The sequence below is a fragment of the Paenibacillus ihumii genome, from assembly GCF_001403875.1.
Taxonomy (GTDB): Bacteria; Bacillota; Bacilli; order Paenibacillales; family Paenibacillaceae; genus Fontibacillus; species Fontibacillus ihumii.
Map to the genome: position 1 here is coordinate 1,422,392 of NZ_LN884299.1, position 22,008 is coordinate 1,444,399.

A 22,008-nucleotide genomic window follows, 5' to 3' on the forward strand; every position below is an offset into this window, starting at 1 on the left:
TACCACTTTTAAAACCCTGCTTGCCAAGCTGTCCCTCGGTCGAATTCCAGAATATTCCGTTTTGTTTTTTTATTTGCGTCACATTGGGCCGATTACGGGTAAAAATAATCAATAATCCAAGTAACCTCTACATAAGATGAAGTATAAGATAAGGTAAGGGAGGGAGTGCCGTGAATAAAAGTTATGAAGTAGAGTACTGCAATCTGGAACTCCGTTTCGACCGCCGGCACATTCAGCAATTGATTCGCGACCTGATTCAGGACGGATACTCGCTGTATTGGAGCGAGAACGAATCTATTTTCATTATTTCCGTCCGTACGGGACGCAAACTGACAAAGCTGCGTTTTCAGCGTCTTGCAAAAGGATACAAGCTCGCGGGAGATTACTTGATCAAGGATGCCAGACTGGCGGAATGGCTCGAGAAGCTGATCGGAGATCTGCGCGGTCATGCGGTAGTCAAACGTTTCAAGGACCGGCAGATCCTCATTGAGAGCATCCTGTTCGGCGAGGTGATCCGGCTGGTGGAAATCACCGGTGTGGAGCATCGGGTTATTTTTCAGAAGGGTCCTATGCTGGACATGGAGCAAACCCTTGAGCTGCTGACCTCGCAATCGGCAGAGCAGCAGATCGAAAGCCTGCAGAAGGAGCTGGACGAGGAGTTGGAGCACTTGTACAGCGCGATGCAGTCCGGGGATCAGGAGCGGGCAGAGAGCTGTAAAGAGAAGCTGCGCAAGCTTCGTATTCAATTAATTCAACTGGAGTGGTAAGAGAAGCAATGGGAACAATTAAACGGGACTGAAACGGCTCTTCGAAAACCATTGGAAGGGCCGTTTTTAATTCAAATAGGAGTTGGCTGGAGGGGTTCACTTCTGTACTTCAAAGAGTTAAAATGATATTATTGAAAAAAATATAGAATGCAAAGGATGGAGACCATGTCGAAACAACAAATTGGCGTTATCGGCCTTGCCGTTATGGGTAAGAACCTCGCCCTAAATATTGAAAGTAAAGGGTTCACCGTCTCGGTGTTTAACCGCTCCCCGGAGAAGACACACGATATGCTCGCGAATGAAGCGAAAGGCAAAAACGTGGTCGGCACCTTCTCGGTCGAGGAGTTTGTCAATTCCCTGGAAGTCCCCCGCAAAATCCTGATCATGGTACAAGCCGGGCCAGCTACCGACGCAACGATCGAGCAGCTCCTTCCTTATCTGGATCAAGGCGACATCATTATCGATGGAGGAAATGCATACTTCCCGGATACACAGCGCCGCAGCAAGGAGCTTGAAGCCAAAGGCTTCCGCTTTATCGGCACAGGGGTGTCCGGCGGTGAGGAAGGCGCGTTGAACGGACCGGCAATCATGCCTGGAGGCCAGGAAAGCGCATATCAATTGGTAGAGCCGATTCTGACAGCCATTTCTGCTAAAGTGAACGGCGATCCATGCTGTACATATATCGGTCCAGACGGTGCAGGACATTATGTTAAGATGGTGCACAACGGCATTGAGTACGGCGATATGCAGCTGATCGGCGAAGCCTACCACCTGCTGAAGGATGTGCTTGGCCTGGATGCCAAGGAACTGCATGAAATTTTCAGCGAGTGGAACAAAGGCGAGCTGGACAGCTACTTGATCGAAATTACGGCGGACATCTTCTCGCAATATGATGAAGAGACCGGCAAGCCGATGGTTGACGTTATCCTGGACGCCGCCGGGCAGAAGGGTACGGGAAAATGGACAAGCCAGAGCGCTCTCGACCTTGGCGTCCCATTGTCCATGATCACGGAATCCGTGTTCTCCCGCTTCTTGTCCGCGATGAAGGAAGAGCGCGTTGCCGCCAGCAAAATTTTAAGCGGACCGGCTGCCAGCTCCTTTGACGGCGACAAACAGGAGTTCATTGAAAATGTTCGCAAAGCGCTGTTCGCCAGCAAGATCGTATCCTACGCTCAAGGCTTTGCCCAAATGAGAGCTGCTTCCGACGAATACGGCTGGGATTTGAAATACGGTAACATCGCGATGATCTTCCGCGGCGGCTGCATTATCCGCTCCCAGTTCCTGCACAACATCAAGGAGGCTTACGACCGCGATCCTGGCCTGAAGAACCTGCTTCTCGATCCGTATTTTAAGAACATCGTGGAGACCTATCAGGATGCATGGCGCCAAGTGGTGGCAGCGGCGGTATCCCGCGGCATTCCGGTTCCGGGCTTCTCCAGCGCATTGTCGTACTACGACAGCTACCGGACGGAGCGCCTGCCGGCCAACCTGCTGCAAGCGCAGCGCGACTACTTTGGGGCGCACACGTTCAAGCGCGTTGACAAAGAAGGCGTATTCCATCATCAATGGTTCTAATCCAATGATTCATAAGGCGTCAAGAGCTGCTCTGCTCTTTGGCGCCTTTTTTGAATATTTAGAGATGAGATGTGCCGAAACAACGGCGCCTGTGTTATGATATGAAAAAGTTTGCCATCAGCACAGGAATAAAGTAGGTGAAATATTGAGTCAAATGAGAAACAATATTATACTGGTAGGAATGATGGGCACCGGGAAATCCACGGTAGGAGCCGTGGTAGCCGAAAGGTCCGGTTATCGCCTGATCGATCTCGATCAGCGGATCGAGGAGGAGGCGGGCTGCACGATTCCCGAGCTGTTCGCCAATCAGGGCGAATCCTATTTTCGGGATCTCGAGTCGGCATTGCTCCGCAAGGTTCTGCAGGAGGGAGAGGTAGTGCTTGCGACCGGCGGGGGTGCCGTGCTGCGCGAGGAGAACCGCTCCGTCATGCTGGAGAACGGCTGGGTTGCGGCCTTAACCGCAGACCTGGAGAGCATCCTGAAGCGGGTCGGCGAGGATCCGAACCGGCCGCTGCTGGCCGGGGGGGCGAGAGAGAGGCTGACCGTGCTTCTGAAGGAGCGCAAGCATGCCTACGATTTCGCCCACATCAAGATCGATACCTCGGGTAAAAGCCCGGATACCCTAGCGTCTGAGATTTTAATGCATTACCGCGGTTAATCAAAATAATATTGGAGAAAAAAGGAGAATATAAATGGACGTTATTGTAAGACCTACACCCGAGCTAAGCGGTGAGATCGGGGCGCTATCATCGAAAAATTATACGACGCGCTATCTGCTCGTTGCCGCTCTGGCCGAGGGTACGAGCACTATATACCATCCCGCGCACAGCGAGGACAGCGACGCCATGCGCCGCTGCATTGCCGACCTGGGGGCGGTACTGGAAGAGGACGACGAGAAGATCGTCATTACGGGCTTTGGCCGGAAGCCGAAGGATGTCAAGGAACTGAATGTCGGCAATGCCGGCGCTGTGCTCCGGTTTCTGATGGGAATCGCCGCGCTGTGTCCTGAAGTAACCTTCGTTAATACGTATCCCGATTCTCTCGGCAAGCGTCCTCATGACGATTTGATCAAGGCATTGGAGCAGCTCGGCGTCGAGGTCGGCCATCAGGAGGGCCGGCTGCCGATTACGATTCGCGGCGGCCATCCGAAGGGCGGCAGGATTACCGTATCCGGCGCTGTCAGCTCGCAATATTTGAGCGCGCTCCTGTTCCTGACTCCCCTGTTGGAGGAGGACAGCGAGATCGAGGTGCTGGACGATTTGAAATCGAAGGTCGTTGTCGGCCAGACGCTGGAAGTGCTGGAGCAGGCGGGAATTATTATCCATGCCAGCGATGATTATATGAGCTTTAAGGTGCCCGGACGCCAGAGCTATCAGGCGAAGACTTACACGGTTCAAGGCGACTATCCGGGCTCTGCGGCGATTCTCGCGGCGGCTGCGGTAACCAAATCGGACGTGAAGGTGCATCGTCTCGCCGAACGCAGCAAGCAGGGCGAGCGCGCGGTTGTGGATGTTCTGCAAATGATGGATGTGCCGCTGACCCATGTCGACGGCACGGTTCACGTCCAGGGCAACGGACGCCTGCGCCCGGTAGAGTTCGACGGCGATGCCGCAACCGATGCGGTGCTCGCTATGGTGGCAGCCGCGGTGTTTGCCGACGGGACCTCCCGTTTCTATAACGTGGAGAACTTAAGATACAAGGAATGCGACCGGATCACAGACTACTTGACCGAGCTGAGAAAAGCCGGTGCAAGCGTAGAGGAGCGCCAGGCTGAGATCATCGTACACGGCCGTCCGAGCGGGCTGGAGGGCGGCGTGGAGATCAACGCGCATTACGATCACCGCGTCATTATGGCCTTGACGATCGTCGGCCTGCGCTGCCGGGAGCCTCTGGTCATCAAGGACGCTCATCACGTTGCCAAATCGTATCCGCAATTTTTCGATCATATGAAGGCGCTTGGCGCTCAGGTAGAATGGGTATAACCGTCTTGAGCCGGGCATACTATGGAAATTCGAGAGGAGGATTTGGCTATGGCTTTTGAAAACCCGAGCCGCGAGGAGATCAAGGAAATATTGCAGCATGCCGGTAATATCGCCGTCGTTGGACTGTCTGACAAGCCGGATCGCACATCTTATATGGTGGCCCAGGCCATGCAGAGCAACGGGTATCGCATTATCCCGGTCAATCCGGCGGCAAGCGGGCAGATTCTCGGCGAGCAGGTGTACGCTTCGTTGGCGGATATTCCGGAGCCGATCGATATCGTCAATGTATTCCGGCGCAGCGAGTATACGCCGGAGGTGGCCCGGGAGGCGGTAGCAGCGGGCGCCAAGGTGCTGTGGCTTCAGCAGGGGATCATCAGCGAGGAAGCGGCGCAAATCGCCTCACAAGGCGGTCTGAAGGTAGTTATGGATCGGTGCATCAAGGTAGAAGACAGCATTTTACTCGGCAAGAGCCGTCAATAATCTGTAAGATTTGGACCCGTCACTCGCCGGGTCCTCTTTTACTTTGCCTGGACAGGCTTATTTTCCTTTGACAAATTTGCAAGCCTGGGATTACCATAATAGTGCGCACCCGAAATACTAATGAGAGATAAATTATAGAGAGATGATATCCTATAACAGCGCAGGACATAGGGGGTCTAAAACATGATACAGGGCATCGGTGCAGCAGCGGGCGTCGCCATCGGCAAGGCTTTTGTGCTGCCTGCCTGGGAATGGGATGTGCCGGAGCGCCAGATGGATAAGATCGATTTGGCGGCAGAGTTCGAGAGATTGTATGAAGGCATACGCACGTCCAAGACGGAAATCGAAGTGATGAAGAACGAGGTCAAGGAAGCGGTAGGCGTTGAGGAGTCAAGCATATTTGACGCTCATCTAGCCATATTGGAGGATCCCGTATTCATGAGCGAAATCCGCGGGATCATCGAACGGCAGTACAAGGCGGCCGAGGTCGCCGTTAAAGAAGCGATCGATCATTTTGTCACGATGTTTGATTTGCTTGATGATGAGTATATGAAGGAGCGGGCGCTCGATATCAAGGATGTAGGCAATCGCCTGCTTAAGCATCTGCTAGGTACGCCCGATATTACGCTCCCGGCCGACACCCAGCCGTATATATTGGTAGCCAAGGAATTGTCGCCCTCCCAGCTTGTACATATGAATCCTGACAATGTGCTTGGCATGGTCACGATGGCTGGCGGCAAGACCTCGCATTCGGCGATTATGGCCCGGGCTCTGGGAATCCCCCTTGTGTCCGGACTGGAGCACAAGCTTGCGGCGCCGCTGAAGACGGGTGATTTGCTTGTTGTGGATGGCGACGAAGGACTCATATATATTGAACCTGATCAGGAAATTATAGATCGTTATACGGAAGTGGCCGAAAAGCAGCGCAGACGGAAGGAGCAGCTGCAGCTGCTGGCGGCGGTCGAGGCCGTTACCCAAGACGGCGTCCGCTTTCGCTTGGCCGGCAACATCAGCTCTGTCAAAGACTTGGAGCAGGCGCTCAAATATGGCGCGGAAGGCGCGGGATTGTTCCGGACCGAGTTTTTGTACATGGACCGCCCGGACTTCCCTTCAGAGGAGGAGCAGTTTGGCATTTACCGGCAGGTCGCGGAGAAGGCGGGGCGGCATTCCGTCGTGATTCGCACGCTGGACATCGGCGGAGATAAGCAGCTGGAATACTTCGAGCTGCCGGAGGAAGAGAACCCGTGCCTGGGCTATCGGGCCATCCGCATCAGCCTGAACAGCAAAGAGATGTTCAAGGCTCAGCTAACAGCGATCCTTAGGGCCAGTGCTTACGGCAATTTGAAAATCATGCTGCCGATGATCTCCTCGCTGGAGGAATTGCGCGAGGCGAAGCAAATTTTGGCCGAAGCGAAATCTGAGCTCGACCAGCGCGGCATCGCTTACGACGACGGAATACCGGTCGGTGTTATGGTCGAGGTGCCCGCTGCCGCGGCGATTGCCGATTTGCTGGCCCAGGAAGCGGATTTCTTCAGCATCGGCACGAATGATCTCGTGCAGTATGTCCTGGCTGTCGACCGGATGAACGAGACGATCGCCCATATGTATCAGCCGTTTCATCCGGCCGTGCTTCGCCTGCTCCGCCAAGCGATAACCGGAGCGCACGAGGCGGGCATACCGGTCAGCGTCTGCGGGGAGCTCGCCGGGGACGAGAAGGCAATTCCGCTCTGGCTGCATCTCGGCGTACGCGATCTGAGCATGTCGCCGCAATCCTTGTTAAGAGTGAAGCACCGGATATTAAATGCCAAAGCCTCTGCGGGCAAAGAGACCGGAGCGAACTGCTTCCGGCTTGCGACAGGGGCTGAAGTGGAGGCGGAGCTGACGCGCTTTGCCGAGAGCTGCGTTTGGCAGAACAGTTAGAATCAAGAAAGAACCGCTTGGAGGAGCGATGAGCCTCTTCCTTGCGGTTCTTGTTGTTCTTAGGTTGGTTTCTTGTTGTTTACTGCTGCTGCCTTGAAATGTTCAGATTAAGCCTTGGCCAGCGCATCGACGAATGCTTTGCCGTACGGCGGCAGATCCGGCGGGCGGCGAGCCGAGATGATATGTCCGTCGACGACAACCGCTTCATCCTTCCAAATCGCGCCTGCGTTTTCCATGTCATCGCGGATTCCCGGGGTTGAGGTCACCGTAACGCCCTTAAGGATTCCGGCCGAGATCAGCACCCAGCCGGCATGGCAAATTTGGCCGATCGGCTTGTTCGCTGTATGAAGCTCCTTGATTATTTCGAGCACCTTGCCATAGCGGCGAAGCTTGTCCGGCGCCCAGCCGCCGGGGACGAGGATGCCGTCATAGTCTTTGGCATCGATTTCCTCGAAGCTGTATTCCGCCTCGGCAGGCACACCGTATTTGCCGATGTATTTTTTGCCTTTCTCCAGTCCAACGAGGTGAACCTCGGCCCCTTCCTCGCGCACCCGGTAGATCGGGTACCAGAGCTCCAAATCCTCGAATTCCTCGTCCACTAAAGCGATGACTCTTTTACCAGTAAGTCTCAATATTCACGCCTCCTGTTCTCGATCGGTCTTGACGAAATTCGTTTTCGATATTTTAATTGTATCAAAAATAAAGTTATTTTTCATATGACTGCGGCCTTTAGCCTGTCAATACTCCTTTCCAACCTAGGAAATAACAAGCATTTGTCTCCTTGAACAAGGAGAACATCCCCCATAGGTCGAATACATCATTTGACATCCAATTCTACATTTTTTTATCGCAACATAACGGGGACGACGGGCAGCCAATTGAAAAATGATTTGTTAGAAGAGGTGGTACTGTGCGCAAGCTGTGTCATTGCGGGCAAGAAATGAGCCTCGATTTTCGAGTGCTTATTTTCGAAAGTGTTATCGAAATTGACAGGGTACCGATTTTCGAATGCGAGCAATGCAATCATTACGAAGTTCTTTCAGCCATCAAGCCGGATCTGCTTGCTCTGCTGGGGGAAGTGAAGGCGAGCCGGGAGCAGGGGCTCGTGCTATTTAACGAAGTCAACGAGCTGGTCGATGTCATGTACGGGATTTACCGTTCCTGGAACGACACCGGTTCACCTTCTTTTGAAGCGCTGCTCGACCAGAAATGCAAGGAGCGCATCAATCTTCTGCTTGATGTGTATGGATGTGCCAAGGAGATGCAGGATCGCGACTGGATGGATGATATCTCCAAAAGATTGACTCAAATATCTTGCTTTGTGAATAATAGTCAGTTTTCAAGGGCGAATTAGGGGCGGATTTTCAGCAAAATACTGCAATGAGTTGTGTTTATCGTCTTTTTTTTGTTAAGATATCTAATAAGTATGCTTAATAATCTGTTGTCGGAAAAGGGGATGGATATTATATGGCTGCTTTGAAAAGAATAACTTCTATAGAAAAGCTTGCCCAGGCTATGGAAGACTCTGCGCACAAGCCGTTGTTGCTATTCAAACATAGTACCCGTTGTCCCATCAGCTCGGGAGCGCATCGGGAAGTGGAAGCATACTTAAATGATAGTCCCAATGAAGCTGTTGCCTATGGTGTTATATACGTTGTTGAAGACAGGCCCGTCTCCAATGCGGCGGCGGAGCGTCTTGGCGTGAAGCATGAATCCCCTCAAGCCATTTTAGTCCAAAACGGACAAGCCGTTTGGCATACTTCCCATTCCGACATTACTTCAGAAGCCCTAGAGGGGGTTCTAGCCGAATAAAGCGCGAACATTGCACAAAGTAAAATTTTGTCGTATCATAAACCTAATTGGAGCTTGAAAATTTACGGGATGAATGAGTGAAAATCTATTGGCAATGGAGAGAAGAATGTGACGGTTACCATTTACGATGTGGCACGTGAAGCAGGCGTCTCAATGGCCACGGTTTCACGGGTTGTCAATAACAACCCTAACGTGAAGCCGCAAACCCGGAAGAAGGTATATGAAGCAATTGAACGTTTGGGATATCGTCCGAACGCGGTCGCAAGAGGCCTTGCGAGCAAGAAGACCACTACGGTTGGCGTAGTGATTCCGGACATCTCGAATTCAATCTTCGCCGAAATCGCCCGGGGCATTGAAGACATCGCCAACATGTACCACTATAACATTATTTTATGTAATGCAGACAAGAAGAAAGAGAAGGAAATCCGCGTCATCAACACGCTGCTTGAGAAGCAGGTGGACGGGCTTCTCTTCATGGGCGGAGCAGTGACGGAAGAGCATATGCAGGCCTTCCAGACATCCTCTGTTCCTGTTGTTTTATGTGCGACGAGCGACGAGAACGGAACGATTCCGTCCGTCGATATCGATCATGAGGCGGCGGCTTTTGATGCTGTAAGCACGCTGATTCGCCACGGTCATCGCGAGATTGCCATGATCAGCGGCACGCTGCAGGATCCGGCTAACGGATACGCACGGTTTCAGGGCTATAAACGGGCCCTGGAGACAGCGGGCATCCAGTACCAGGAGGATTTGGTCCGGATCGGCAACTACCGTTACGAATCCGGTGTCGAAGCTATGAAGTATTTTCTGGGTCTGAAGAAGCGCCCAACGGCTATTTTCGCCGCTACGGATGAGATGGCGATCGGAGCGATTCACAGTATTCAGGACGAAGGGCTGAAGGTTCCCGAGGATTTCTCTATTATCAGCGTGGACAATATCCGCATGGCCTCAATGGTACGGCCCCAGCTGACCACGGTAGCCCAGCCGATGTATGACCTCGGCGCGGTAGCTATGCGCTTGTTGACAAAATTGATGAAGAAAGAGACTGTGGAGAGCTCGAAGGTGATTTTGCCGCATGAGACGATCCTCCGCTTGTCGGTCAGCCACGTATAATCGGCTGATTTCGATCATCAATTATAGATAGAGAAGAAGAATAAAGACAAATATATGAAAAAGGTTATACGGAAAAAGCTCCTGCTCAGGAGCTTTTTTTAGGGGGAAAATAGAGGAGGAGATCGTTATGGCCGCAACAATCGGGCTTATGGGCGCCATGGATGAAGAAATTGCCCTTCTGCTGGAGCGGGTAGAGGGAAAGAACACGGTCGGATACGCCGGGATCAGCTTCGTGACGGGACGGCTGCACGGCAAAGAAGTTGTCGTCTGCAAATCAGGCGTCGGCAAAGTCAATGCCGCAGCCACAACGCAAGTGCTGGTCGACCGGTTCGGAGTGGAGGCGATATGGTTTACGGGAGTGGCCGGTGCGGTTCATCCGGAGCTTAATATCGGGGATATCGTGATTTCCTCTTCGTGTCAGCAGCATGACGTGGATGTGACTGCGCTTGGCTTTGCCCGCGGCATAATCCCTTATCAGGACGTATCGGACTTTCCGGCCGACAGGAAGCTGATCCGCCTGGCGGAGGAAGCTTGCGCCAAGCTGTGCACGGATAACAATTTTATCGTAGGCAAAGTGCTATCCGGAGACCAGTTCATTTCAAACTATGATTATGTTCGCGAGCTCCATGAGACGCTGGATGGCGCCTGTGTGGAGATGGAAGGGGCTGCGGTGGCTCAAGTATGCCATATGAATGAAGTGCCTTATGTCATTCTCCGTTCGATGTCCGACAAGGCCGACGGGACTGCGGACGTCAATTTCGCCGAATTTACGGCGCTTGCTGCCCGGCGTTCGTTCGAAATTCTGAACGAGATGGCCGCCCGCCTGAACCGGTAATCAGACCTTGGGGAAATCCTGCAGCGCAACCGCGAGACTCTCGCGGTTTTTTGCTGTGATTTCGTCCCTGCGGGGAATTCCCTCCCAATGCGTCAGGTCATCCAGCCATTCGGCCGGGAGGCTCACAGAGCTTTGTCCCTTCCACCGCTCTCTCCAGGCCTGCGGCAACGGCGTGCGAGGCTGCTGCTTCAGGGAGCGCTTCAAGGGGTGATCCGTCATTTCCAGCCAGAGCAGGCTCCATGCCCGGGGGACGACACGCCATATGTCATACCCGCCTCCGCCCACGGCGACCCAACGCCCCTCGCAATGCTTATGGGCAAGGCTGTGAATGATGGCGGGCATTTGGTCATAGATGGCCATGCTGCACTGCATGTGGGAGAGCGGATCGTAAGCATGCGCATCGCAGCCGTGCTGGCTGATGATAAGATCCGGCTTGAAGTACTCTACCAGCCGCCGAATCGACTGCTCGAAGCATTCCATCCAGGAGTCGTCCTCCGTATAAGGCTGCAGCGGGATGTTGACGCTGGTTCCGTAGCCCTGATGCTCGCCTCGCTCCTGCACGAAGCCCGTTCCGGGAAATAAATATTTGCCGGTCTCGTGGATCGAGTATGTACAGACCTCCGGATCGGAATAGAAGCTCCACTGTACTCCGTCCCCGTGGTGGACGTCCGTGTCGATATAGAGCACCCGTGCCTGATAACGCTGGCGAACATAGGCTATGGCGACGGAGACGTCATTATATACGCAGAAGCCTGCCGCTCTGGCTGAAAGGGCGTGGTGCAGGCCGCCGCCCAAATGCAGGGCATGGTCGCAGCGTCCGGACATGACGGCTTCGGCAGCCGTGATGGAGCCGCCGGCAATATATGCAGCAGCGTCATGCATGCCCGGAAAGAACGGCGTATCCCCGTCCCCCAGCCCGTACTGCTCCGCGCGCTCCAGCCAACCCGGCCCGGGGGGGCTCGCGCTTAATGCTTTAACGGCCTCAAGGAAAGCCGGCTGGTGAACCTGCAGCAGCTCATCGTCCGTGGCCGGACGGGACGCCAGCATCGCCGAGGGCTCCAGAGCCCTCGCTTCGGCAAGGAGGTCGAGCGTTAATTTGAGCCGGATCGGATGAAAAGGATGGCTGTCGTGAAAATGATAATTCAGGGCTTTATCATGATGAACTAATAAAGCGCTTCCAGTCATGGGCGCCACTCTCCTTGCTCTTGTGTCATTCTCTGCATGAGCATCAGTACATGAACCGCTGCTGAAAGCGGATCCGATCGAACTGCTCTTCAGATTCTAGCGGAACGTCCTTCCCGATGCGAACCATCAGGCAGTTTGCCGGGTGGGAGCAAATTTCTGGGTCATCGGTAGCATACCAGACCATATCCACTGTTTTCATCAGCCGCTCCATCATTTTCCGGTAGTCCCATACGCTGAGTCCGCTGCTTTTTAAATCCCAGTGCCAGTAATATTCCGTCGTAAATACGATATACCGCTCCATCTGATCCTGCTCGAAGGCCGTTCGGATCATTTTGGAGCCCAGCCCGAGCGAGCGATAATCGTTCGCCACCTCGATTGCTCCAAGTTCAATCAGATCGGGCATATTTCCCTGGGACCAGCGCTCCATCTCATCAGGGTAATGAAACGTGACGTAACCGACGATGGTATCCTGCTCCCGGGCAATGATAATGCGCCCTTCCGGGAGAGCCGCGATTTCAATCAAGGCTTCGTGCTGATCGTTCGGCCTGCGGAAGGCGTCCAGCTCTTCGTGCATCCGGAAGCTCTGAAGAAGCTCCGGGGAGACAGGGCCTTCAACTACGATTTCGCGATCTCCTCTGGACAGGGTATGGCGGATATGCGTTTTCCGATGTTCCATTTTCGCCGCCTCCTTTGCTCGTTCCCCTCACTTATAACAGAAAAATGAAAATTTGAAAAGTATAGCCCCTCATAAAAGCGTGTGTTATAATGTATTCCGACATAAAACATTCACAAATAATTCTTGACATCCCGCTTTACACTGCATGACTAATTACACAATGGCTCCATTAACAAAGTGGATAGCGCTTTGGCTGCATTAAACAGGTGGCTGAAAGCCATATCCACATTGTCATATCCGCCAAGGTGTATCCGTTTTCACAATTGAATTTGCTTTCAAAGATTTAACTTTTAGACAGATTCAAGGGAGGATGAAACAATGAGTCAGCTGCAAGGTGAGATTATTTCGGAGGTCGCCCCTTCGTCCAATTTAGGGAATTATGAGGAGGCTTATGCCAAGTTCGATTGGGCCGATGTGGAGAAGAATTTCTCCTGGTATCAAACGGGCCGGGTCAACATGGCTTATGAAGCGATCGACCGCCACGTAGATGCGGGGAAGGGCAGCCGTACGGCTCTGCTGTTCAGAGATTCGACCAGAAACGAATCCTACACTTACGAAGAGCTGAGCACGCTGTCGAACAAATTTGCGAATGTATTGCGCAGCTATGGGATCGGCAAAGGGGACCGCGTCTTCGTGTTTATGCCGAGAAGCCCTGAGCTGTATATCTCCGTGCTTGGGACGCTTAAGGTCGGTGCGGTGGTAGGGCCGCTCTTCGAGGCATTTATGGAGACGGCGGTCAAGGACCGGCTGGAGGATAGCGGAGCGGTAGCCATCGTTACGACGCCAGCGCTGCTGCCTCGTGTGAAGCGGGAGGAGCTTCCGGCGTTGAAGCATGTGTTCCTGGTCGGCGAGGATCTTCCGCAGGAGGCAGGGCTGATCGACCTGATGGCCGAGCTTGAGCAGGCTGCTCCGGAGACCGAAATCGAATGGGTCGACCGGGAGGACGGGATGATTCTGCATTATACGTCCGGCTCTACCGGGAAGCCCAAGGGAGTATATCATGTTCATAACGCGATGATTCAGCATTACCATACCGGCAGAGTCGTTCTGGATTTGAAGGAAGGCGACCGGTTCTGGTGTACGGCCGACCCGGGCTGGGTGACGGGCACCTCGTATGGCATATTCGCACCCTGGCTGCTTGGGGTTACGAATATCGTACGCGGCGGACGCTTCAATCCGGGGGATTGGTATGATACGATCCAGCAGTACAAGGTGACGGTCTGGTACAGCGCGCCGACCGCGTTTCGGATGCTGATGGGGGCTGGTGAGGACATGATCGCACAGTATGACCTGTCGTCATTAAGACATGTTCTGTCCGTAGGCGAGCCGCTCAATCCGGAGGTCGTCCGCTGGGGGTATAAGGTGTACGGGCTGCGAATCCACGATACGTGGTGGATGACGGAGACGGGCGGACAGCTGATCTGCAACTATCCGTCGATGCCGCTCAAGCCGGGCTCCATGGGCAAGCCTGTTCCAGGCATCGAAGCCGCGATTATCGATGATAACGGGAAGATTCTGCCGCCTAACCGGATGGGGAATCTGGCTATCCGCGCACCTTGGCCGTCCATGATGCGGCTCATTTGGAACAATGCTCCGAAATACGAGGAATATTTCCGTATCCCGGGCTGGTACATTTCCGGCGACACGGCTTATATGGATGAGGATGGCTACTTCTGGTTCCAGGGCCGCATCGATGACGTGATCAATTCCTCCGGGGAGCGGATCGGACCGTTCGAGGTGGAGAGCAAGCTGCTGGAGCATCCAGCTGTCGCAGAGGCGGGCGTAATCGGCAAGCCTGATCCGACCAGAGGCGAAATCATCAAGGCGTTCATTTCGCTGCTTGATGGATACGAGCCCTCGGAGGAGCTCAAGGCGGATATCGCGCGCTTCGTGAAGGAGGGGCTGTCGGCCCATGCGGCGCCGCGTGAAATCGAGTTCAAGGATAAGCTGCCGAAGACGCGCTCCGGTAAAATCATGCGCCGCGTACTCAAAGCATGGGAGCTGAATCTGCCGACAGGTGATCTGTCGACGATCGAGGATTAACGGGATATGTAGGCCCATTCAGGCATAATATTTATATCAGACATGAAGAAGACGCCGGCGCATGCTGTTCCGGCGTCTTTCTTTTTGCTAACCTTCCACGAATTGTCCCCTGATCGGATCCAGACCGTTCTTGAATTTGATGCGGATGGATTTACCTTTCTCGAGGCTGGGCTGGTCGGATACCTGAAAATGGATATGCGCTTCGCTGGAATTCCCGGAATTCCCCGTTAATCCGAGCAAGTCGCCGCGCTTTACCATGTCCCCCTTCTGTACCGTGATAGATCCTTGCTTGAAATGCGCCAATATGCTGTACTCTCCATCATGATCGATGATGACATAGTTGCCGGCAGCCTGCTTCTCGTTCATCGTACCGACGGGGACGTTATCCTCAACGTCATTTGCGACCTCTGCGATGACGCCGTCCGCAGGGGCGAGCACTTCCCTGCCGAACGCGTGAAAGCTCTCGTTCCGGGATGGATCTCCTTCGTAAGAGGCTCCGTCCTCCAAGGCTACGAAATCATAGGCATACCGCTGGGTTTCGTAGGCGTAGTGGTAGTTGAGCAGCACATGGCTTCCGCCCCAGAAGGTAAACCATTCTCCTTTAAAGGGCAGACTGTACTCCTGCTTGGTATAGGCGTTGTCGGTCTCGGCATAACTAATCAAATGCTGAATCTGCAGCCCCCACAGAACGCCATTCTGGCCGGCTGCGGCGTAAATTCCTTTGCTGCCGGAAGGATTGACCCAGATATAGTCCGTCGTACCGTTTAAGGCATAGCTGGTCTGAAGGTCAAACGAATCGCCGGCCTCGAAGAAGGCTTGCGACAGCTCCTTAATCTGCTGCTTGCTGACCTGGCTGCGGAAATCGCTGCTAAGGCTGTTGTAGACCTGGTCATAACGTTCATCCATTAACGCTTCCGGCAGCTCCTGGATATCGGCGAGGGGATCCGTATTCTGCGAATACGCTCCGCATCCCGAGATCATCATAAGTGCCACTGCGCAAAGGATCAGCTTTCCTCTCATCTTCCTTCTCATGCTTCATCTCTCCATTCTGTCTATCGATTATCGTTGTCCTGTTACTCTCTTTCTATGATTATATGCCCTAGAGTTAAACAGAGGAGAAACCGGGCATGAACCCCAGCTTAAATTTATGGTGCAGGCGTTAAGGTTCTGTTAAGGTGCTGGACGATATTAGGTAAAATGGATATGTTACAATGGGCGTACGAGGAGTGTAGGAAATGATGAAATGTAAGGAGGGCTGATAATGAGTCATATGAGCCATATGAGCCACATGAGCCAGCCTCGAATTCTGCTGGTCGACGATGAGAAGGCGATACGGAAGCTGCTGCAGACGGTTTTGGCCAAGGAAGGGTATACCGATGTAGATTCCGTCGGGAGCGCAGAGGAGGCCATTGAGGCCTGCCGCTCCAAAATTTATGATCTGGTCATCCTGGACGTGATGCTGCCGGGAAAAAGCGGCTTTGAAGCTGCTCCGTTCATCCGGGAAACGACGGATGCCCCAATTTTGTTCTTGACGGCGCGTTCCACGGATTTGGACAAGCTGACAGGATTTGCGATCGGCGGCGATGATTATATCGTCAAGCCCTTTAACCCACTTGAAGTCATAGCCCGTTTGAAGGTGCATCTGAGAAGAACTGCCGGGATCTCTCCGCCCCTACTGGCGAGGAAGCCGGGAGGACAGGAAATATACGATTTCGGTTACTTTAGCGTGGATGCAACCGCCAAAGAGCTAACCGTGGACGGAAAGTTCGTCGATTGTCCAGCACAGGTCTTTCAGCTGCTGTTATTTCTGTGCCGCCACCCCAATCGCGTCTTCCCGAAGGAGGAGCTGTATGAGCGGGTCTGGGGAGGCTCTGCGGTCAACGATGATAACACCGTCATGGTACATATTCACCGGATTCGGGAGCGAATCGAACGAAATCCTGCCAAACCTGAGTTTTTGCTTACCGTTAGGGGGATGGGCTATAAGCTCGTGCGCAGAGAGGGAGAGAAATGACGATGCGCCGCCGCTTCGTGCTGATGTTTATCAGGCAATGGGTGACCGTCGGTGCAATTACGGCCGTATGCATCGTGCTGATGTTTCTATGGATGGCGGAGAAAATGACTGAGCTTGATTTGAAGCGCAATTTCTCGCGGGTCGCCCTGGAATCGATCATGGATGCCTACTCGGTACGAGAGGATGGTTCTCCGCACATATCCCCCAGACTGTTGAAGCAGGTTGAAGACAATGGGGGGTGGCTCCAAATCTTGAATGAGGACGGAGAGGCGGTGCATGCATTTTTTACGCCGCCCGATGTCCCTGCGAAATATGCGCCTGGACAGCTCATCAACTATTTTAACCGCCAGACGCCGTTTCCCTATCGCCTGTATATCCTGATACGCCTGATTGATGGAGAGACCGTTACGCTGCTCTACGGCGTCAAGGAGCCGCTTGATACAGCCGCAGCCAAACTGGCCGAGGAAGGCTCCGTTTCCGAGCGATTGATCGAGGAGGCGGAGCAGGTGCCCTCTGATGAATGGCCTGAGGAGGTGCGCTATGCCTTGGAGGAATATGAGGCCGGCATTCAGCTTCTTGATCCGCAAGGTGCAGAGCTTGCCTCGTATCGGCTTCCCCCCGGCGTGCCTCGGGACTATTCGCCGCAGGAGCTCGTGCTAAGGCTTCAGTATCCCGAACGATACAGCGCTCGTGTGGAGATGAGATCGGAGGAGGGGACCGGGAGGATCTGGCTGATCCATGCGCCGTACCAAGCCGCTCCGGGCATTCTATTGACGCCTCTCGGACCAACGGTGAACAGCGAGGGACAGCTCATCATGTACGGCTTTGGCAGCCTTGCGCTGCTCTTATTGCTTGCCTGCGGCGCATTGGCATTCTGGCAGGGAAATAAATTTGGGCTCCCGATGCTTCACGTAATGCGTTGGCTGCAAACTTTGGCTCAGCGGCAGTATAAAGAGCCAGTGGACCGGAACGGGAGGCCGCGAAGCAAGAAGCGCTCAGGCCGGCTTAAACGCAAGTATCAGGCATATGGCGAGGTGATTCATTCGGTGCAGGAATTGTCATGCCAGCTTGAACGAAGCGAGCTTGAGCGGGAGCGGAGCGACCGGATGCGCGAGGAATGGATCGCAGGCCTGTCCCATGATCTGAAGACTCCGCTTTCCTCCATATTCGGGTATGCCCAGCTGCTTCGAACGAGCCAATACGACTGGCAGCGGGAGGAGGTTGCGGAGTTTGCCGCAATCATGGCGGAGAAAGCTGAATACATGGACGGCCTGGTGCAGGATTTGAATTTGCTGTACCGCCTGAAGCACGCCGCAGATGCATTGAGGCGGGAGCGCCGAAGCATGAATGAGGTCGTAGGTGAAGCGGTTGCGCGCATCGCGGAGGATCCGGCCTGGTCCGAATATGAATGCAGGTGGGAGCCTTCTCCCGAGGTGATTTATTATCATGTCGATGCCACGGCCTTTCGCCGGATGATGGACAACATTATAATCAATGCCATGCTGCATAATCCAAAAGGGACCCGGGTAACGGTATATGTAAGAAAGCTTAACCCTGAAGGCTTCGTCATCGGCTTCGAGGATAACGGAGTAGGGATGGATGAGGCTACCCTGGACAGCCTCTTTCAGAGGTATTACCGGGGAACGGATACCGACCGTTCATCATCGGGCAGCGGGCTCGGCATGGCGATTGCCAAAGAGATCGCTGAGGCTCACGGAGGCGCGGTTGAGGTGCGAAGCGGAATTGGGCGCGGGACGGCCATCGTCGTTCGCTTCGGCAAAGCCGAAGCGGGGCGCCCGGAGGAGCAAAGTTAAGCTTCGCCCGGACGCCCCGCCTTGTGCAAATGGGGGGTTAGATGGATCTGAAGCCGCTAGGCAGATTGCCGGTTCTCCGAATGGCCCGAATCTGATCCAGGCTCAGACGGGAGTTCGAGCTAATGATCGATTCAGGGTCATTGTCGCCAATGATGTCATCCAGATCGGCAATATTCGTTACGCCCCGGAATACTCTGAATCTTCCTCGGAAGTTGCGGCGAGAGAACAAGACTAGAGTGGCGTTTGCGCTGGGAGAGAAGAAGCGCAGGCTCTCGATATCTCCGAAGGACCGATCCAGGTTGCGGATTCCGACATTGCCGCGGACTACGAATCTCCGGCCTCTGAAATCTTCTTCTCTGAACAGGCGGAGTCTAGGAAAAATGGCTTGAGAAATGAAAGCTTTTTTCATAGATATCACCTCCTTCTCGAACAGTATATGATGCAGTGAATCGGCTGCTTGGACATTCTTCCGGCGCCAGATAACCAAATTAGCCATATTAAAAAGCTTCCACGGAAACAACTGTGTTTCCGTGGAAGCTTTTTTGTTGTTAAGCAGGCTATTTATTAAATTGCACCGAACCCGAAGGCGAGGACTCTCCTAGTGCATTGATCGCCGTTACCCTAATCCAGCCGCTTGAAGCGTCCGTTTTGAACGAGAACTGCGTGGCTTGTGTTGAACCCAGCTTGGAGTAATTTCCATCCTTCGCATCCGATAAGTAAATTTGATAGTTTGTGATGAATTCTTCTGAAGCGTTAGCTCCCCAAGATACCGTGATTTCCTGATCATGGATGAGCACGCCGACCTGGGCGGGCGCGCTAGGCGGCGCCAGGTTCTCCATATCAGGCTCGGGCGCTTCTTGGTTCGGATCCTCCGGATTGTTAATACCTCCCCAGCTGTCGAAGCTTACGACGGCGCTAGGCTCGGACTCGCGCCCGGCAACGTCGACGGCAGTGACAAAGTAGGCGTGGCTGCCGCCTTCGGCAGAGTCCGTGAACAAGGTATCCTGACCCGTCAGCACAACCTTGCCGGTCGACTGGAAGGGCCCGCCGCCGCTGGATCGGTAGAGACGGTAGCCGACTACGTCCTTCTCGGGATTTTTGTCAAAAGAGATGCTGGCCATGCCTCCCGCAGAAGTCATCTGGACATTGCCGGGGGCTGACGGATCTTTGCCGTCATCCTCACGCGGATCAAGCTTGGATGGTGCATCCTCGCCCGCGTCCTTCGGCATGTAGTAGCTAAGCGATTTATGGCCGCCTCTCATGCTGGAGAAGGCCTTCTGAAGGTCGTCTACCAGCTCTTTAATCGGCTTCTCTCGCTTCAGGACCACCTTCTCAAGCACCATATCGGAAGGAGTGGTGTCGTGCGGGATATAGTTCACGCCCTCGTATGTTACATATTTTGCACGAACCAGGACATCATCGGCTTCGGTAGGGACGTACTTGGCATTAAATATGTCAGTGACCATCTTGCCGGCCTGCTGTGTAAGCGCCGTAGGCAGCTTGCCGCTGTAGCCCGAGACGGTCTTGGTCACGATGCCTTCGGGCTTGTCGAAGGCCTTATTCTGGAACAGCTCCGGCCTGCTCTCCGTGACCTCGTTCATGACTTTGGCCCAAATCGAGCGGGCTCTTGATTTGCCGGCGGTAGAGAGCGTATTGACCGGCTCCCTGTAGCCGATCCAGACGCCGAGCGACACGTCAGGAGTGTAGCCCATGAACCATACGTCCGCGTAGTTTTGCGTTGAGCCGGTTTTGCCGACAATCGGAATTTTGCCATAGCCCTTGAAATCGCTTTTTAATGATTTCGCCGTTCCGTCGGTAATGACCGTGCGAAGCATGTCTGTCATTAAATATGCAGTCTGCTTGGAGAAGACGCGCTCCGGCTCGACCTTGTGCTTATAGATGACATTGCCTTTGAAATCGGTAATCTTCTCGATCATATAAGCATCGGTGAATTCCCCGCCATTGGCGATCGTGCTGTAGGCATTCGTAAGCTCCTCGACGGTAACGCCGTATTTAAGGCCGCCGAGCACGCCGGTCTGCGCCCCGTAATCCTCCTCCTCGATGGTCGTAATCCCGAGCTTCTTAGTGAACTCCCAGGCCTTCTCAATGCCGACCGTCTGATTAAATACTTTAAGCGCTGGCACATTCCGCGACTCGTTCAAGGCCGTCCGCGCCGTAACCAGACCTTTATATCCGCCGCTGGAATTCACCGGAATGTGATAACCCTTCGAATAATCCCGCAGAATGATCGGCGAATCATCGATAATGCTGGCCGGCTGGATGAGCCCTTCCTCCATTGCCGGCAGGTAAGCGGCGATCGGCTTCATTGTCGAGCCCGGCTGTCTCTTCATCTGCGTGGCATAGTTCATTTGCTCCGTGTAGAAATCCCGGCCTTCAATCATGCCGAGGATGGCCCCGGTCCGGTTATCCAGCATGATGGCGGCGACTTGCTCAAGCCCTTTTTTCTCGCTGTACGGGCTAAAGTTGTCGGGATTCTCGGATACTTTGTGCATGGAGTTGTACACTTGCTTGTCAATGGTCGTATATACCCGGTATCCTCCCGTTAGAAGCTGCTGCCGTGCTTCTTCCAGCAGCTGCGGGCTGCCCAGCAGCTCTTCCTTGCTCATTTCGGGATTGTTCATCATAGCAAGGACAAGAGCGCCCTGCCGCTCTGTTTCGAGCATCAGGTACGGATAAGTCTCGTAAGCCTTCTTCGTTTGCTGGGCCAAAGAGCCTTTAATGTCGAAGGCCAGCGCCTCGTTGTACTGCTCCCTTGTAATCTTGTTCTCTTCCAGCATGCGGGACAGAACGAGCTGCTGCCGCTTGAGCGCACGGGCAAATGCCTCTTCGTTAAATTCCCCTTTGCCATTAAAAGCGGAATAAGAGGAGGGAAGCTGAGGCAGCCCGGCCAAATAGGCGGTTTGGGCAATATTGAGATCATTTAAATTAGTCACGTTGAATATGCCTTTGGCAGCCGCTTTAATACCGTATACCTGGTATCCGTTCGAGCCGTTGCCGAAAGGAACCTTATTCAAATAAGCTGTAATGATTTCCGGTTTGGATAAAAAGCGTTCCAGACGCACGGCCAGCAATATTTCCTTTACCTTTCGGTTAGCAGTTTTGTCCAGGTTAAGGAAAACCCGTCTGGCCAATTGCTGCGTCAGCGTGCTGCCGCCGGTTTGAACGTCCTCCTTCAGGAGCCGCTGTTTGACCGCACGCATCGTTCCCTTAAAGTCGACGCCGATATGGTGATCGAAGTTATTGTCTTCAATCGCAATGACCGCGTCTATGACGGTAGCGGGAATCTCCTCGTAGGTGACCGGGCGTCTGTCTTCCTCCGACCGGAGCTGTCCGATGCCTGAACCATCGCGGAAATAGGCGAAGCCTGTCATTTCGTTATGGTTGATCTTCGCTTCAATGTCGGCGCGGGATCGTACAGGGTCATCCTTCACGATCGAGGAGACGTAGCCGAATACGGCGCCTCCGGCAAAGAGAACGGCAGCAAATCCTAGCAGGGTCATCCAGCCGAGCGTCCTCCAGACCCAGCGCCATTTCGAGCGTTTCGGCGCTTCTGCTTTGCTTCTCCGCGGTTTACTGTTGGAGTTTGTATCGTTATCGCGAGCCATGAAATATCCTCCTTTTTAACAGCAACATTATAGCATAAAATAGGGAATTTGAATGCTCTTTCAAAGATTGGCCTCGCATAAAGTCATGAGGGAGGGTCTCTGGACTCAATTTTTTTAAGTATGTATGTTTTTTGCCGTATTATTAGCTTGTATGAGAGAACCGATG

The 22,008-nt window shown here is 53.6% G+C and carries 19 protein-coding genes; 13 read left to right on the top strand and 6 right to left on the bottom strand.

Translation table 11 applies throughout. From position 1 onward, the window contains the following. The first annotated feature begins 170 nt into the window (after nucleotides 1-170). From BN2762_RS13845 to ptsP, 6 genes are all read left to right on the top strand, one after another. The gene (locus BN2762_RS13845) at nucleotides 171-767 is read left to right on the top strand and encodes a hypothetical protein (protein ID WP_055107534.1); all 597 of its coding nucleotides are present in this window, start codon (nucleotides 171-173) and stop codon (nucleotides 765-767) included. A 165-nt stretch (nucleotides 768-932) separates the two neighbouring features. Continuing rightward, the gene (gndA, locus tag BN2762_RS13850; protein ID WP_055107535.1) at nucleotides 933-2,342 is read left to right on the top strand and encodes an NADP-dependent phosphogluconate dehydrogenase; all 1,410 of its coding nucleotides are present in this window, start codon (nucleotides 933-935) and stop codon (nucleotides 2,340-2,342) included. A 154-nt stretch (nucleotides 2,343-2,496) separates the two neighbouring features. Continuing rightward, nucleotides 2,497-3,000: a shikimate kinase gene (locus tag BN2762_RS13855; RefSeq protein WP_055107536.1), complete on the top strand. Its 504-nt coding sequence runs from the start codon at nucleotides 2,497-2,499 to the stop codon at nucleotides 2,998-3,000. 34 nt (nucleotides 3,001-3,034) lie between these two features. Beyond that, complete coding sequence (aroA, locus tag BN2762_RS13860; protein ID WP_055107537.1) at nucleotides 3,035-4,324, top strand: 3-phosphoshikimate 1-carboxyvinyltransferase; 1,290 nt, start codon at nucleotides 3,035-3,037, stop codon at nucleotides 4,322-4,324. 48 nt (nucleotides 4,325-4,372) lie between these two features. Next, entirely contained in the window at nucleotides 4,373-4,804 is a 432-nt protein-coding gene (locus tag BN2762_RS13865) for a CoA-binding protein (RefSeq protein WP_055107538.1), read from the top strand. Nucleotides 4,805-4,987: 183 nt separating this feature from the next. Continuing rightward, nucleotides 4,988-6,724, top strand: coding sequence for a phosphoenolpyruvate--protein phosphotransferase (ptsP, locus tag BN2762_RS13870; protein ID WP_055107539.1), 1,737 nt, complete (start codon nucleotides 4,988-4,990; stop codon nucleotides 6,722-6,724). Nucleotides 6,725-6,831: 107 nt separating this feature from the next. Here the strand turns inward: ptsP and BN2762_RS13875 are convergent, their stop codons facing one another. Next, nucleotides 6,832-7,359, bottom strand: a complete 528-nt coding sequence (locus BN2762_RS13875) for a type 1 glutamine amidotransferase domain-containing protein (RefSeq protein ID WP_055107540.1) — start codon at nucleotides 7,357-7,359, stop codon at nucleotides 6,832-6,834. A 275-nt stretch (nucleotides 7,360-7,634) separates the two neighbouring features. Here BN2762_RS13875 and BN2762_RS13880 point away from each other — a divergent pair, with 275 nt between their 5' ends. The 4 genes from BN2762_RS13880 to BN2762_RS13895 all read left to right on the top strand — a co-directional run bounded on the left by BN2762_RS13880 (nucleotide 7,635) and on the right by BN2762_RS13895 (nucleotide 10,484). Beyond that, nucleotides 7,635-8,078, top strand: a complete 444-nt coding sequence (locus BN2762_RS13880; RefSeq protein ID WP_055107541.1) for a hypothetical protein — start codon at nucleotides 7,635-7,637, stop codon at nucleotides 8,076-8,078. A gap of 113 nt (nucleotides 8,079-8,191) precedes the next feature. Further along, nucleotides 8,192-8,536, top strand: a complete 345-nt coding sequence (gene ytxJ, locus BN2762_RS13885) for a bacillithiol system redox-active protein YtxJ (RefSeq protein WP_055107542.1) — start codon at nucleotides 8,192-8,194, stop codon at nucleotides 8,534-8,536. Between the two features lie 108 nt (nucleotides 8,537-8,644). After that, nucleotides 8,645-9,649 carry a catabolite control protein A gene (gene ccpA, locus BN2762_RS13890; protein ID WP_055107543.1) on the top strand — a complete coding sequence of 335 codons (1,005 nt, stop codon included), beginning with the start codon at nucleotides 8,645-8,647 and terminating at the stop codon, nucleotides 9,647-9,649. Between the two features lie 127 nt (nucleotides 9,650-9,776). Continuing rightward, nucleotides 9,777-10,484 carry a 5'-methylthioadenosine/adenosylhomocysteine nucleosidase gene (locus BN2762_RS13895; RefSeq protein ID WP_055107544.1) on the top strand — a complete coding sequence of 236 codons (708 nt, stop codon included), beginning with the start codon at nucleotides 9,777-9,779 and terminating at the stop codon, nucleotides 10,482-10,484. Here the strand turns inward: BN2762_RS13895 and BN2762_RS13900 are convergent, their stop codons facing one another. Both BN2762_RS13900 and BN2762_RS13905 read right to left on the bottom strand, forming a co-directional pair. Beyond that, nucleotides 10,485-11,669: an acetoin utilization protein AcuC gene (locus BN2762_RS13900; RefSeq protein WP_055107545.1), complete on the bottom strand. Its 1,185-nt coding sequence runs from the start codon at nucleotides 11,667-11,669 to the stop codon at nucleotides 10,485-10,487. It abuts the gene before it with no gap. A gap of 43 nt (nucleotides 11,670-11,712) precedes the next feature. Beyond that, nucleotides 11,713-12,345, bottom strand: coding sequence for a GNAT family N-acetyltransferase (locus BN2762_RS13905; protein WP_055107546.1), 633 nt, complete (start codon nucleotides 12,343-12,345; stop codon nucleotides 11,713-11,715). A gap of 318 nt (nucleotides 12,346-12,663) precedes the next feature. Between BN2762_RS13905 and acsA the strand changes: the two genes are divergently transcribed. Then, nucleotides 12,664-14,388, top strand: coding sequence for an acetate--CoA ligase (gene acsA / locus BN2762_RS13910; protein WP_055107547.1), 1,725 nt, complete (start codon nucleotides 12,664-12,666; stop codon nucleotides 14,386-14,388). Nucleotides 14,389-14,475: 87 nt separating this feature from the next. Here the strand turns inward: acsA and BN2762_RS13915 are convergent, their stop codons facing one another. Then, nucleotides 14,476-15,420: a peptidoglycan DD-metalloendopeptidase family protein gene (locus tag BN2762_RS13915; RefSeq protein WP_230202516.1), complete on the bottom strand. Its 945-nt coding sequence runs from the start codon at nucleotides 15,418-15,420 to the stop codon at nucleotides 14,476-14,478. Nucleotides 15,421-15,676: 256 nt separating this feature from the next. On the opposite strand from BN2762_RS13915, the gene BN2762_RS13920 reads away from it, so the two are divergent. Further along, nucleotides 15,677-16,402 carry a response regulator transcription factor gene (locus BN2762_RS13920; RefSeq protein ID WP_055110045.1) on the top strand — a complete coding sequence of 242 codons (726 nt, stop codon included), beginning with the start codon at nucleotides 15,677-15,679 and terminating at the stop codon, nucleotides 16,400-16,402. Beyond that, nucleotides 16,399-18,216, top strand: coding sequence for a sensor histidine kinase (locus tag BN2762_RS13925; protein ID WP_074048633.1), 1,818 nt, complete (start codon nucleotides 16,399-16,401; stop codon nucleotides 18,214-18,216). Before BN2762_RS13920 ends, BN2762_RS13925 begins: the two co-directional genes overlap by 4 nt. A 37-nt stretch (nucleotides 18,217-18,253) precedes the next feature. Here the strand turns inward: BN2762_RS13925 and BN2762_RS13930 are convergent, their stop codons facing one another. After that, a complete protein-coding gene (locus BN2762_RS13930; protein WP_055110047.1) occupies nucleotides 18,254-18,625 on the bottom strand; it encodes a hypothetical protein in 372 nt (123 codons plus the stop codon). A gap of 148 nt (nucleotides 18,626-18,773) precedes the next feature. Further along, the gene (locus BN2762_RS13935; RefSeq protein WP_055107549.1) at nucleotides 18,774-21,842 is read right to left on the bottom strand and encodes a transglycosylase domain-containing protein; all 3,069 of its coding nucleotides are present in this window, start codon (nucleotides 21,840-21,842) and stop codon (nucleotides 18,774-18,776) included. Nucleotides 21,843-22,008: the final 166 nt, after the last annotated feature.